Here is a 13,725-nt window from a genome sequence, read left to right on the forward strand (position 1 = left end):
TAAAAAACGGGCCATCTGGCCCGTTTTTTTCACCCTCTCTTTGCAGGAGGGGGGTATCTTCGCAAACAGCCCGTTATACGCGGCTGTTATTCTGCTTCATCAACCGGTGGAATGGCCGGTGCCGGTTTTACTTCCGCTGGCGTATTGCGGTTTTCCAGCTCGTTCAGACGCTGCTCCAGCAGGGCCAGCTTCTCGCGGGTACGCAGCAGAACCTGCGTCTGCACGTCAAACTCTTCGCGGCTGACTAAATCAAGGCGAACCAACTGCGCCTGCAGCGTCTGGCGGATTTTCTTCTCTACGTCATCTCCAAACTCACGGATACCTTTTGGCATAGACTCATGAACCTGACGCGCAATTTGCTCAATTTTCTTCGGGTCAATCATTGTGGCTTCCCTTGATAAGACGGTGTTAATGAACATTGTAGCGCGTCATGCCCCAGGATAAAGGAGATTTTATGTCTGCGCATTGCCCAGGGTAATCAATCGCGTTATAGTTATCTCGCTTATTCTCAGGGCGGGGCGAAATTCCCCACCGGCGGTAAATCAGCGTAACGCTGAAAGCCCGCGAGCGCTTTGGGTCACCACTCAAAGGACAGCAGATCCGGTGTAATTCCGGGGCCGACGGTTAGAGTCCGGATGGGAGAGAGTAACGATCAAGTCGGGCCTGGCCCGCTCACGTTATCTTTTTGCCGCTTATACGGCGCTCCTAAGACTGCCCTGATTCTGGTAACCATAATGTTAATGAGGTTTTTTTACCATGAATCAGACGCTACTTTCCTCTTTTGGCACTTCTATTGAACGTGTTGAACATGCACTGGATGCACTGCGCGAAGGCCGCGGCGTGATGGTGCTTGACGATGAAAACCGTGAAAATGAAGGCGACATGATTTTCGCCGCCGAAAACATGACCGTTGAGCAGATGGCGCTGACCATCCGTCACGGTAGCGGCATCGTGTGCCTGTGTATCAACGAAGACCGTCGTAAGCAGCTCGACCTGCCCATGATGGTTGAAAACAACACCAGCGCCTTTGGAACCGGTTTTACCGTGACCATCGAAGCGGCACATGGCGTGACCACCGGCGTGTCGGCGGCTGACCGTCTGACCACCGTACGTGCCGCGATTGCCGATGATGCGAAGCCATCAGACCTGCATCGTCCAGGCCACGTCTTCCCGTTGCGTGCGCAGGCCGGCGGTGTATTGACCCGTGGCGGTCACACCGAAGCGACCATTGACCTCGTGACCCTGGCAGGCTTTAAACCTGCGGGCGTACTGTGTGAACTCACCAACGACGATGGCACCATGGCGCGTGCGCCGGAGTGCATCACCTTTGCCCGTCTGCATAATATGCCCGTGGTGACGATTGAAGATCTGGTGGAGTATCGCCAGGCGCACGCGCGCAAAGCCAGCTGAAAGGGCTGATGTGAAAAAGCCGGGGAAACCCGGCTTTTTTGTTGTGAGACGTTAATGCGCGATTGTTTTAGCCGATCCCTGCCGTTTGCAGCAGCACCAGGCTCAAGCCCATCACCGACATGCCGCACAGCACGCCATAGCTCGGGTTATTATTCGGATCGATCTCTTTCGCCAGCGGCATCAGCTCATCCACGGAGAGCGCCACCATTATCCCGGCCACGGCGGCCATGATAGCGGCCATCACCACAGGCGAGACCAGGCTGCCCAGAATCAACCACGCCAGCACGCCGCCGAGAATTTCGGCCATCCCCGAGATCCCCGCCCAGAAGACCGCGGTCCGTTTCGAGCCCGTGGCGGCATAAACCGGCCCGGCCACCGCCAGTCCTTCAGGAATATTGTGCAAAGCGACCGCCAGGGCGATACCAAAGCCCATCTCCAGATTGCTGCTGGCGGTGACATAGGTTGCCACGCCTTCCGGGAAGTTGTGCAGGCTTATGCCGAGCGTTAACAGAATGGCCGTGCGCTTAATATTGCGCGGCATCGGGGTCACGCTTTTTTGCATTAAATCCTGCGGATGCGCGTGCGGCAGCATGCGGTCGAGGGCAAAGTAACCAAGCAGGCCGAATACAAACATGCCATATCCCAGCACCGGAGACATGCCTTCGGTGCCCAGTGCGGCAGGGAGCATCTCCATCAGAGAGATGAGCAGCATGATCCCGGCAGCAAAGCCCAATGAGAAGGCCAGCACGCGGTTAGACGGCTTTTGACCAAGCACACCGAGAATGGCACCGATGAACGTTGCGGCGCCCGCCAGTATAGTCAGGATCAAGGGGACTGGCATGCATTGCTCCTTATGATAATGATTATCATTAATATTAATGGTTCATTTCGGTCAAAGCGAGAGGCGAAACCCTGCTTTACACATTCCTTACATTCAAATTTCCTGATGATGATCTTCACGCTTATCAGCGTTCATCCGGGCGAGATTGCGCGTAATGTAGAACCATTAAATTGACACCTTCTGTAAGGATATCACCATGACTTCTTCCCGTATGCCAGCACTGTTTTTAGGCCACGGTAGCCCAATGAACGTTCTGGAAGACAACGTCTATACCCGAGTATGGCGTCATCTGGGCGAGACGCTACCGCGTCCGAAAGCGATTGTGGTGGTGTCTGCACACTGGTTTACCCGGGGCACGGGCGTGACCGCAATGGAAACGCCAAAAACCATTCATGATTTCGGCGGCTTCCCGCAGGCGTTGTACGACACGCACTATCCGGCACCCGGCTCGCCAGCGCTGGCCCGACAGCTGGTGGAATTACTCGCGCCTGTGCCTGTGGCGCTGGATAACGAAGCCTGGGGCTTTGACCATGGCTCGTGGGGCGTACTGATAAAGATGTATCCCGAGGCGGACATCCCAATGGTGCAGTTGAGTATCGACAGCACTAAACCGGCGGCCTGGCACCTGGAGATGGGGCGAAAACTGGCGACCTTACGCGACGAGGGTATCATGCTGATCGCAAGCGGCAACGTGGTACACAACCTGCGTACAGCGCGCTGGCACGGTGAGAACACGCCATACCCGTGGGCGACGTCTTTTAACGATTACGTGAAAGCAAATCTGACCTGGCAAGGGCCGGTTGAGGAGCATCCGCTGGTGAACTATCTGGATCACGAAGGCGGTTCACTCTCTAACCCGACGCCGGAACACTTCCTGCCGTTGCTGTATGTACTGGGCGCGTGGGATGGTCAGGAGCCGATCAGCATACCGGTCGATGGCATTGAGATGGGAAGCTTAAGTATGTTGTCGGTGCAGATTGGATAACGTATGCGTGCCTTTCCCAAAGAGAAAGGGCCGGGGTGAGGGCTTCCACTCGCACCCCGGCACACTCGATCACTCGACGAAAATGTGCGGATAGAACCGTGACAGATCCTGCGTGATCAGCGCGCGATCTTCGCGGATGCCAATCCCGGCTGGCTGATCGTTGATGAGCCAGCTGCCAATCAGGGTATAGCTGTCACCAAACTTCGGCAGTTGATAAAACGCCTGGACGATCATTCCTTCCTCGCCGTAAGGCCCTTCAACGGCTTCCAGCGTTTTGCCATTTTCAATAATCAACACGTTCGCCCCTTCGCGGGAGAAGATCGGCTTAACGACGTATTTCTCCATCGGCGGGTGATCGTCTTCCGCAAAGTAAGCCGGCAGCAGATTCGGATGGTTCGGGAACATCTCCCACAGCATCGGCAGCAGGGCTTTGTTGGAGATGATGCTCTTCCACGCCGGCTCAAGCCAGCGCACGCCGGCGTCTTCCAGCTTGGTGGAGAACATTTCACGCAGCATGTATTCCCACGGGTAGAGCTTGAAAAGGTTGCTTATCACCTGATCCTGCAGGTCAGTAAACTGACCCTTCTCACCCAGGCCGATATCTTCGATATAGAGGAACTCGGTCGCCACTTCAGCTTCGGCCGCGCAGTCCTGCAGATATTGCACCGTGCCACGGTCTTCTTCCGTGTCGCGGCAGCAGGCAAGGTGCAGCAGATTAAAACCATGCTGTTCGCGCAGTTCGGCGAAACGCTCAATCAGCTTTTCCTGCAGGCTGTTGAACTGGTCGCTGCCTTGCGGCAGGTTGCCGGCATTGTCCTGGTCTTCCAGCCAGATCCACTGGAAGAACGCCGCTTCGTACAGCGAGGTTGGCGTATCAGCATTGTTTTCCAGAAGCTTAGGATCGCCCACGCCGTCCCATGCCAGATCGAGACGTGAGTAAAGCGAAGGCTGGTGGGTTTTCCACGACTGGCGGACGAAACTCCAGGTGTGCTTCGGAATGCGGAACTTCGCCATCAGCGCGTCGCTGTCGATGACTTTATCCACCACTTTCAGGCACATCTGGTGCAGCTCGGCGGTCACCTCTTCCAGTTTCTCCACCTGGGCAAGCGTGAGCTTGTAGTAAGCGTCTTCACACCAGTATGGCTCGCCGTACATGGTGTGGAAGTTAAAACCGTATTCGGTCGCTTTTTCGCGCCAGTCCGGGCGCTCGGTGATACTGACTCGTTCCATGATCAGCCGCCCATTGAGCGAGTGGACGTGCCTGACGCGCTACGCTGCATGCTGGTCTGTTTCGCCACAGACTCACCGAACCCGCCACGGGTAATGGTGCTGGTGGTCGCGGGTTTCGGAGCCATCGCCGTTTTCGGTACGGTTACGGAGCGGCCAGGGGTGGCTGCGCCATAGCCTTTGCCGCTGGCATCGGTATATTGACCATAAGCCGGGCTGGCCGGGTTTTTCGAGCTAAACAGCGGCTGCTGCTGGTAACCCGCACCACCACTCATCAGGCGGCCCATCATGTAACCTGCCATCAGCGGCATCCAGAAACTGCCGCTGGACTGGGCCTGAGCCTGGTTTTCAGGGGCTGTGCCTGCCTGAGCCGGCGCCTGCTGACACTGACCTTCACCGAACTCTGCCACGCAGTCTTCACGTGAAGCATATTTCGGCGCAGTACGTTCCGCCTCTTTAAGGGCGTTGGTATACGCCGTTTTACACTCTGCGGCGTTGCCGGTTGCAGCAGAGCAGTCGTCCGCGTTTTGATAAAGCGAAACTGTTTCATCGCTTTTCTCACAGCCTGCCAGCATAAAGACTGCCGTGACGGCCAGCGCAACAGGGGTGAGATGACGCGCGTTCCAGCTTTTGCGGAACGAAGCGTGATTGATAGATTTTGTCCGTTTCATCGTTGTCTTCCTGGACCCAGTGGTAATAACGCTCAGGATAGAGGATGAGTGGTTGAAAATGAAGCGATGATGGCCGGAATGAGGGGGATCTTTACGTTGGCTTACGTTCAGGTGTGATTTGCGTACGCCCTCTCCCGAAAGGAGAGGGGTATGGCGAAGGCATCAGGCCGCAGTGGGCCCGATGACATGCTTAATTGCGGAACGGATTGTTACCGCTGCTGGCGGGGGCAGTCGTACGTGCGGCAGCTGGCTGCGCGGCAGGTGCAGCACCGTTACCGTTGAAGTTATCAACGGCGGCAACCTGCTCAGGGTTCTCTGGCGCAACATTTTCCGGAGAAGTAGAGACAGGTTTACCCAGGGTGCTGTTCAGCATCTGCAGATCCTGCTCGTTCAACGTACCCAGCGCCTGTTTGATGTTCAGCTGGTTAATCAGGTACTGATAACGTGCGCTGGAGAGCTGCTGTTTCGCGTTGTACAGCGTGGTGGTCGCGTCCAGGACGTCAACGATGGTACGCGTACCCACGGAGTAACCCGCTTCCATGGCATCAAGAGAGCTCTGCGCAGACACGACGGCCTGTTTATAGGCGTTGATGCTGCTGATAGAGGCATTCACGTTGTTGAAGGACGAACGGACGGTCTGTACCACGTTGCGGTGGGCACTTTCCAGCTGTTCGCTCGCGCCAACAAAGTTGTACTGCGCCTGTTTCACCTGAGAGGTCACCTGGCCGCCCTGGTACAGTGGCAGCGAGAAGTTCAGACCCACTTTGTTCTGACCCATGTTGCTGTCGTCGTACTGGGAGGTGTTCGTTTTAGAACCACTGTAAGTGGTATCAGACACGCCGGTAGACGCGCTCAGGCTCAGGGTCGGCAGGTGGCCGTCCTGTGCCTGACGGATTTGCTCGCGGGCCAAATCCTGGCTCAGACGCGCCTGCAGTAACGTCAGGTTGCGGTTTTCCGCTTCTTTCAGCAGGGCGTTAACGGCCTGCGGTTTATCCGTTTTGAAGCTGTCGACGTTCAGCGACGCCAGCTCAGGGTAGTAATTCCCGGTAACCTGACGCAGGGATTCCAGCGCGTTATCGAGGTTGTTACGTGCGGTCACTTCGTTGGCCAGGACGCTATCGTATTGTGAACGGGCGTTCTGAACGTCAGTGATTGCCACCAGACCCACGTTGAAACGCTGGGTGGTTTGATCTAACTGGCGGTAAATCGCCTGTTTCTGCGCTTCGGTGTAGGAGAGCGAGTCAATTGCGCTCAGCACGTTGAAGTATGCGGTGGCGGTGTTCAGGATCAGCGTCTGCTGATCGGTCTGATACGTCACATCCTGGATGCCCGCGCTCTTTTCCTGCAGGGTCAGGGCACGCCATTTGGACATATCAAACAGCGTCTGTGTTAATTGCAGTGAGGCGCTGGTAGCATTGGAGTTAACGCCATTGGCGTCGCGGAAACCGTTGCTGTAGGTATAATCTGCACCTAAACCTAACTGTGGCAGCAATGGGCTACGCGCTTCGTTAATCTTTTCAAACGCAGCATCACGATCGGCCGCTGATTTACGTAAATCAGGGTTGCCCAGACGTGCCTGCTGGTAGACCTGTAACAGGTTTTCCGCCTGGCTCATTGCACTGAAGCCCGTCAGGCTCAGGCCGATAAGGATGGGGAGCAATTTCTTCATTTGCATTCCTTGTTGTGAAGCAGTATTAGCGCTGATCTAATTAAAAAATAATTGCCGATTCTAACAGAATCTTCCATACCAAAAGGTTGGCGTTACGTGCCATCTGGCGGTAATTTGCACCAATCTACCATATAGCCTTACAAACGGCAGCCAAACAGCCTTGAAATTCATAATTTCATCACCATTGCTACCAGGACTCGACTCATGCAAAAACCAGAAAACTTGCCCGTGACATTCGCGAAAAACGATGTAGAAATTATTGCACGAGAAACGCTTTATAGCGGTTTTTTTTCAATGGAACTTTACCGTTTCAGGCATCGCCTGTTTAACGGCGAAATGAGCGGTGAAATCAGACGCGAAATTTTTGAGCGCGGGCATGCGGCAGTCTTGCTACCCTTTGACCCAGTGCGTGATGAAGTCGTGCTGGTGGAGCAGATCCGTATTGCCGCGTATGACGTCAGCGCTAGCCCCTGGCTGCTGGAGATGGTGGCCGGCATGATTGAAGAGGGCGAATCGGTCGAAGACGTTGCCCGCCGCGAGGCGCTGGAAGAGGCGGGGCTGGTGGTTGGCCGGACAAAACCGGTGCTGAGCTATCTGGCAAGCCCAGGCGGCACCAGCGAGCGCTTGTCCATTATGGTGGGCGAAGTGGACGCCACGACGGCGGAAGGGATCCACGGTCTGGCAGATGAAAACGAAGATATTCGGGTTCATGTGGTGAGTCGGGAGCAGGCTTATCAGTGGGTAGAAGAGGGGAAAATCGACAACGCAGCGTCTGTCATCGCTCTGCAATGGCTGCAACTGCATTATCAGACTTTACGAAACGAGTGGAAAAAATGAAGCGTTATACACCTGACTTCCCAGAAATGATGCGCCTGTGCGAAACCAATTTCGCACAATTGCGTCGCCTGCTGCCGAAAAACGACGCACCCGGCGAAACGGTGAGCTATCAGGTGAGCAACGCGCAGTATCGATTAACGATAACAGAATCAACGCGCTACACTACGCTTGTCGAAATTGAACAAACGGCGCCCAGCATTAGCTACTGGAGCCTGCCGTCGATGACGGTGCGCCTTTACCATGACGCGATGGTCGCTGAAGTGTGTTCAAGCCAGCAGATCTTTCGCTTCAAAGCGCGGTATGATTATCCGAATAAAAAGTTGCATCAACGCGACGAAAAGCATCAAATTAACCAGTTTTTAGCCGACTGGCTAAGATATTGTTTAGCACATGGAGCAATGGCGATTCCGGTTTGTTAGCGTCATAAACCTACCTAAGGACACCATTTGGAAAGCCTGTTGAACCTGACTGTTGCTGGTGGGGCACCAGTCAGGATATTACAAATCACCGATACCCACCTTTTTGCCGAAAAGCATGAAACTCTGCTTGGGGTGAATACCTGGGAGAGCTATCAGGCGGTACTTAGCGCCATTCACGCTGAAAATCGCCCATGCGATCTGATTGTCGCGACGGGCGATCTGGCGCAGGACCAATCCTCCGCGGCCTACCAGCATTTCGCTGAAGGCATCGCGAGTTTTAGCGTGCCTTGCGTCTGGCTACCGGGAAACCACGATTTCCAGCCTGCCATGTACAGCTCGCTGCAGGATGCAGGGATCTCTCCGGCAAAATGTGTTTTTGTGGGTGAGCACTGGCAGATCCTGCTGCTGGACAGCCAGGTCTTTGGCGTCCCACACGGTGAGTTAAGCGACTTTCAACTCGACTGGCTTGAGACCAAACTGTCTGCCGAACCTGAACGTCATACGCTGCTGTTGCTGCATCATCATCCTTTGCCGGCAGGCTGTAGCTGGCTTGATCAACACAGCCTGCGCAACTCTGCCGCGCTGGACAGAGTGCTGGCGAAATTCCCGCGGGTGCAGAATCTCCTGTGCGGACACATTCATCAGGAGCAGGATCTCGACTGGAATGGCCGCCGACTGCTGGCCACGCCCTCGACCTGCGTTCAGTTCAAGCCGCATTGCGCAAACTTTACCCTGGACACCATCGCACCGGGCTGGCGCTGGCTCGAACTGCATCCCGATGGCCTGCTCACCACGGAAGTCTGCCGTTTAACCGGCGCAAAATTCCGCCCGGACACCGCTTCAGAAGGCTATTGATGTCTACGCTCCTCTATCTGCACGGATTCAACAGTTCGCCACGTTCTGCGAAAGCGACGCAGTTTCGCCAGTGGCTGAGCGAACATCACCCGCACGTTGAGATGATTATCCCTCAACTGCCGCCTTACCCGGCGGAAGCCGCAGAAATGCTGGAATCGGTAGTGATGGAACACGGCGGCGAATCGTTCGGCGTGGTCGGTTCTTCGCTGGGCGGATATTACGCCACCTGGCTCTCGCAATGTTTTATGCTGCCTGCGGTGGTGGTTAACCCGGCGGTTCGGCCATTTGAGCTGCTGCGGGACTTTCTCGGGCAAAACGAGAACCCCTACACCGGCCAACAATATGTGCTAGAGTCACGCCATATTTACGATCTCAAAGTTATGCAGGTAGACCCGCTTGAAGCGCCCGATCTTATCTGGTTGCTGCAACAGACGGGTGATGAAGTGCTGGATTACCGCCAGGCAGTGGCGTATTACGCATCCTGCCGCCAGACTATAGAAGAAGGCGGAAACCATGCTTTCACGGGCTTTGAGAATCATTTCACCCAGATTGTCGATTTTCTTGGACTGCACAGCCACTGACAATCAATGCGAACTGCTAGTTTAAATCATGACGCAAACCTATAACGCTGATGCCATTGAGGTACTCACCGGGCTTGAGCCGGTTCGCCGCCGCCCTGGGATGTACACCGATACGACACGCCCAAACCATCTGGGCCAGGAAGTTATTGATAACAGTGTGGATGAAGCGCTGGCTGGCCATGCCAAACGCGTCGACGTCATCCTCCATGCCGATCAGTCGCTGGAAGTCATCGACGACGGACGCGGCATGCCGGTGGATATCCACCCGGAAGAGGGTGTGCCAGCCGTTGAGCTGATCCTCTGTCGTCTTCATGCGGGCGGTAAGTTCTCCAACAAAAACTACCAGTTCTCGGGTGGTTTGCACGGCGTGGGGATCTCCGTGGTTAACGCCCTGTCCAGACGCGTGGAAGTCAACGTCCGCCGCGACGGTCAGGTGTATAATATCGCCTTTGAAAACGGCGAGAAGGTGCAGGATCTGCAGGTCGTCGGCACGTGCGGCAAGCGCAATACCGGAACCAGCGTCCACTTCTGGCCTGACGAAAGCTTCTTCGACAGTCCTCGTTTCTCTGTTTCACGCCTGACGCACCTGCTGAAAGCCAAAGCGGTACTGTGCCCTGGCGTAGAAATTACCTTTAAAGATAACGTCAACAACACCGAACAGACCTGGCGCTATGAAGACGGTCTGAACGACTATCTGTGCGAAGCCGTTAACGGCCTGCCAACCCTGCCGGAAAAACCGTTTGTCGGTAATTTCACCGGTGATACGGAAGCAGTGGACTGGGCGCTGTTGTGGCTGCCGGAAGGCGGCGAGCTGCTGACCGAAAGCTACGTCAACCTGATCCCGACCATGCTTGGCGGTACGCACGTCAACGGTCTGCGTCAGGGGCTGCTGGATGCAATGCGCGAGTTTTGCGAATACCGCAACATTCTGCCCCGCGGCGTGAAGCTGTCGGCGGAAGATATCTGGGATCGCTGCGCCTACGTCCTGTCGGTGAAGATGCAGGATCCGCAGTTCGCCGGTCAGACTAAAGAACGTTTGTCCTCACGTCAGTGTGCGGCGTTCGTCTCCGGCGTGGTCAAAGATGCTTTCACCCTGTGGCTGAACCAGAACGTGCAGGCCGCCGAGATGCTGGCAGAAATGGCCATTTCCAGCGCCCAGCGTCGTCTGCGTGCCGCCAAGAAGGTGGTGCGTAAAAAACTGACCAGTGGCCCGGCGCTTCCGGGCAAGCTGGCGGACTGTACCGCGCAGGATCTGAACCGCACCGAGCTGTTCCTCGTGGAAGGGGACTCGGCAGGGGGCTCTGCCAAGCAGGCGCGCGATCGTGAATATCAGGCGATCATGCCGCTCAAGGGTAAGATCCTGAACACCTGGGAAGTGTCGTCGGATGAAGTGCTGGCCTCGCAGGAAGTGCATGATATCTCCGTTGCGATCGGCATCGATCCGGACAGCGACGATCTGAGCCAGCTGCGCTACGGTAAGATCTGTATCCTCGCGGATGCGGACTCCGATGGTCTGCACATCGCCACGCTGCTGTGCGCGCTGTTTGTGAAGCACTTCAGGACGCTGGTGAAAAACGGTCACGTCCACGTGGCGTTGCCGCCGCTCTACCGTATCGACCTCGGCAAAGAAGTTTACTACGCGCTGACGGAAGAGGAAAAAGCGGGCGTACTGGAACAGCTCAAGCGTAAGAAGGGCAAACCGAACGTGCAGCGCTTTAAAGGGCTGGGCGAGATGAACCCGATGCAGTTGCGCGAAACCACGCTGGATCCAAACACCCGCCGCCTGGTGCAATTGACCATCAGCGACGAAGACGAACAGCAAACCAACGCCATGATGGATATGCTGCTTGCCAAGAAGCGTTCGGAAGACCGACGCAACTGGCTGCAGGAAAAAGGCGATATGGCGGATATTGAGGCCTGATATTGAGGCCTGATGCCCTCTCTTTACCCCTCTTCCACCGGGAGAGGGGATGGAACGAAGGCCCGGTAGGCGCTAGCGCCGCCGGGCTTTTTTACATCAAAATTCCATCTTCACCGTAAACTGCACTTCACGTGGATCGCCTGGCTGGTTGCCGAGGTTATTGGTCGCAATCGACGAGGTGTAGTAGGTCTTATCAAACAGGTTCTTCACGTTGACCTGCAGCGTCACCGGATACTGTAGCTTCATTTTATAGGCCGCAAAGGCATCAGCAACTACGTACCCTGGCAAATAATAATCCGCACCGTTGGTCGCGGAGCGACGGCTCACGCCGTGTCCACCGCCGCCAATTGTCAGGGTATTCCCGCCGATGACGTTGTGAATATCGTACGTCAGGAACAGCGAACCGGTATGGCGCGGCACGTTTGGCAGTGGTTTGCCGGCATAATCCGGGTCTTCCAGCACTTTCGCATCGGTGTAGCCATAGCTGGCAATAATATTGGTGTTCTCGGTCAGAGAGCCTGCCAGATCCACTTCCACGCCCTGCGAGCGCACGCGGCCAGCGGTTTTAGCAATGTTTTCACCCGCCACGCTTTCGGTGTACAGCACGTTGCGCTTGTGGATATCAAACAGCGCGATGTTGGCGGTAATACCGTTGAACAGGTCAAATTTAGCGCCGACTTCGTAGGCATTGGACGTTTCTGGTGGCAGGTCGCCAATGTAGCTCGCGATGGACGATTGCGGCATAAACGTCTGGGCGTAGTTCGCAAACAGCGAGACGGATGGCGTGAGCTTGTAGACCAGCCCCAGCTTTGGCGTCCACTGCTCGTCGCGGCTGTCGGTATTGACGTTGAACGGCCGGCCCTTGCCCGCGTACTGGGTGTAATACTGATAACGCAGCCCCGCGACGGCAATCCATTTATCCGTCAGGTACAGGGCGTCCTGAGCATAAGCGGAGTAACTCTCCTGCTTGAGCATCTGATCGCTGTCCGCGGCGGAAACGGTCGTACACTTGCTTAGATTGCCGTAAGACGGATGGTAAATATTGAAATCTTTTACATTCTTACAGCGAATCATATCCGTGCGCAGCAGGTCGTAATTCTCATACGACACGCCGGTCAGGATCTCATTGTAAAAGCCCGCGATATCCACGTTCCCCTGCAGGTCTGCACGGGTGGAATGCATGCGCTGCGTTGAGCCTTGCGTCGCATCGACACGACGGGTCAGGTTGCCGGTTTTCGCGTCATAGGCCATCACCCGCGCCTGGTTATCGCTGTATTTATCCTGGCTGTAGCTGTAATCGAACTTCGCCGTCCACTGGCTGTTAAGGCGGTATTCCGCGTTGAGCTGCGCCAGATCGGACTGGCCATCGGTAATGTTGAACGGCTCGTCAAACCGGGTTTTACGGTCAACATTCACCGGCTGTTTGGTCGTGAGATCGAAGATCGTGCCGCGATCGAACGGCGTCTTATAATCACGATGTGAATAGAGCACGGTCACGGTGGCGTCATCACCAAACCAGGTCAGCGAGGGCGCGATAAAGGTGCTGCGCGCCTTGCCGAAACTTCGCCAGTAATCTTCGTCCTGGTACTCGCCCGTCAGGCGGTAAGCCAGGCGCGTTCCTTCAATGGGACCCGTGACATCGAGCTGGCCGGTACCGCCGCCAAAACTTGAGGAGGTGCCCGAGATCGAACCGCCAAACTGTTTTTCCGGGCGTCGGGTGACCACATTGATAAGCCCTCCCGGATCGAGGATGCCGTACAGCGTTGAGGCCGGTCCCTTGAGGACTTCCACACGCTCGGTGGCCGCGTTAAAGCTGCGCGGCAGCACGGTGCGCAGGCCGTTGGTCATGATTGAGCCGTCGCGGTTCGCGCCAAATCCACGGCGTACAAACGCATCCTGCGTGCCGCCCAGCGTGTTGGTCTGCACCACGTTACTGACGTTATAGAGGGCCTCATCCAGCGTGGTAGCGTGCTGATCTTCCAGCACTTTATCGCTGACAGTATTTACCACCTGCGGGATATCCAGCATCGGCATGTTGGTCAGCGTGGCGGTGGAGGTGTTCAGCGGCTGATAGCCGTTGGTGGCATCGGCCACGGCATTAGGATCGGCGGTGACGGTAAGCGTTTCGCCGTCCTGAGCCGCGGTGTTGTCTGCTGCCTGCACCAGCGGCGTCATAAACAGCAGTGAAAAGAGCGCGCGCCCTTTTACCCCAGAGAGTGAAGGAGTGAACGTAGCCATTACATCTGTTTTCCCGAAATATCCCGCGAATGAAGCGTCACGGAAGAATGTGTGAGTCATTGCCCTTTACG

General features: G+C 55.9%; 13 protein-coding genes and 1 riboswitch. Of the genes, 7 read left to right on the forward strand and 6 right to left on the reverse strand.

Translation table 11 applies throughout. The annotated features are described in order from the left end of the window. Positions 1-86 precede the first annotated feature (86 nt). The gene (ubiK, locus tag HV157_RS18020; RefSeq protein ID WP_020883634.1) at positions 87-383 is read right to left on the reverse strand and encodes a ubiquinone biosynthesis accessory factor UbiK; all 297 of its coding nucleotides are present in this window, start codon (positions 381-383) and stop codon (positions 87-89) included. A 117-nt stretch (positions 384-500) separates the two neighbouring features. Further along, positions 501-651: riboswitch (FMN riboswitch) on the forward strand. A 105-nt stretch (positions 652-756) separates the two neighbouring features. On the opposite strand from ubiK, the gene ribB reads away from it, so the two are divergent. Further along, the gene (ribB, locus tag HV157_RS18025) at positions 757-1,410 is read left to right on the forward strand and encodes a 3,4-dihydroxy-2-butanone-4-phosphate synthase (protein ID WP_014171649.1); all 654 of its coding nucleotides are present in this window, start codon (positions 757-759) and stop codon (positions 1,408-1,410) included. Positions 1,411-1,477: 67 nt separating this feature from the next. On the opposite strand, the gene zupT is transcribed toward ribB, so the two are convergent. Continuing rightward, on the reverse strand, positions 1,478-2,251 hold the full coding sequence (gene zupT, locus HV157_RS18030) for a zinc transporter ZupT (RefSeq protein WP_182268786.1): 774 nt from the start codon (positions 2,249-2,251) through the stop codon (positions 1,478-1,480). Between the two features lie 196 nt (positions 2,252-2,447). On the opposite strand from zupT, the gene ygiD reads away from it, so the two are divergent. Then, positions 2,448-3,236, forward strand: coding sequence for a 4,5-DOPA dioxygenase extradiol (gene ygiD / locus HV157_RS18035; protein ID WP_020883636.1), 789 nt, complete (start codon positions 2,448-2,450; stop codon positions 3,234-3,236). A gap of 69 nt (positions 3,237-3,305) precedes the next feature. On the opposite strand, the gene HV157_RS18040 is transcribed toward ygiD, so the two are convergent. The 3 genes from HV157_RS18040 to tolC all read right to left on the reverse strand — a co-directional run bounded on the left by HV157_RS18040 (position 3,306) and on the right by tolC (position 6,803). Further along, entirely contained in the window at positions 3,306-4,466 is a 1,161-nt protein-coding gene (locus HV157_RS18040) for a glutathionylspermidine synthase family protein (protein ID WP_182268787.1), read from the reverse strand. A 2-nt stretch (positions 4,467-4,468) separates the two neighbouring features. Beyond that, positions 4,469-5,134: a DUF1190 family protein gene (locus HV157_RS18045; RefSeq protein ID WP_014171645.1), complete on the reverse strand. Its 666-nt coding sequence runs from the start codon at positions 5,132-5,134 to the stop codon at positions 4,469-4,471. Positions 5,135-5,324: 190 nt separating this feature from the next. Beyond that, a complete protein-coding gene (tolC, locus tag HV157_RS18050) occupies positions 5,325-6,803 on the reverse strand; it encodes an outer membrane channel protein TolC (RefSeq protein ID WP_020883637.1) in 1,479 nt (492 codons plus the stop codon). 204 nt (positions 6,804-7,007) lie between these two features. Here tolC and nudF point away from each other — a divergent pair, with 204 nt between their 5' ends. The 5 genes from nudF to parE are packed head-to-tail and all read left to right on the forward strand — an operon-like array spanning position 7,008 to position 11,416. Next, positions 7,008-7,640: an ADP-ribose diphosphatase gene (gene nudF / locus HV157_RS18055; protein WP_014171643.1), complete on the forward strand. Its 633-nt coding sequence runs from the start codon at positions 7,008-7,010 to the stop codon at positions 7,638-7,640. Next, positions 7,637-8,059 carry a DUF1249 family protein gene (locus tag HV157_RS18060; protein WP_014833293.1) on the forward strand — a complete coding sequence of 141 codons (423 nt, stop codon included), beginning with the start codon at positions 7,637-7,639 and terminating at the stop codon, positions 8,057-8,059. The genes nudF and HV157_RS18060 overlap by 4 nt, the downstream gene beginning before the upstream one ends. Positions 8,060-8,086: 27 nt before the next feature. Further along, the gene (cpdA, locus tag HV157_RS18065; RefSeq protein ID WP_020883638.1) at positions 8,087-8,914 is read left to right on the forward strand and encodes a 3',5'-cyclic-AMP phosphodiesterase; all 828 of its coding nucleotides are present in this window, start codon (positions 8,087-8,089) and stop codon (positions 8,912-8,914) included. Continuing rightward, the gene (yqiA, locus tag HV157_RS18070; RefSeq protein WP_025203008.1) at positions 8,914-9,495 is read left to right on the forward strand and encodes an esterase YqiA; all 582 of its coding nucleotides are present in this window, start codon (positions 8,914-8,916) and stop codon (positions 9,493-9,495) included. Before cpdA ends, yqiA begins: the two co-directional genes overlap by 1 nt. A 28-nt stretch (positions 9,496-9,523) precedes the next feature. Further along, entirely contained in the window at positions 9,524-11,416 is a 1,893-nt protein-coding gene (parE, locus tag HV157_RS18075; RefSeq protein WP_020883640.1) for a DNA topoisomerase IV subunit B, read from the forward strand. Positions 11,417-11,512: 96 nt separating this feature from the next. Here parE and HV157_RS18080 read toward each other — a convergent pair whose 3' ends face one another. Then, positions 11,513-13,654, reverse strand: coding sequence for a TonB-dependent siderophore receptor (locus HV157_RS18080; protein ID WP_182268788.1), 2,142 nt, complete (start codon positions 13,652-13,654; stop codon positions 11,513-11,515). Between the last annotated feature and the right edge of the window lie 71 nt (positions 13,655-13,725).

It is taken from the genome of Enterobacter sp. RHBSTW-00318, from assembly GCF_014101375.1.
GTDB classification, from domain to species: domain Bacteria; phylum Pseudomonadota; class Gammaproteobacteria; order Enterobacterales; family Enterobacteriaceae; genus Enterobacter; species Enterobacter ludwigii.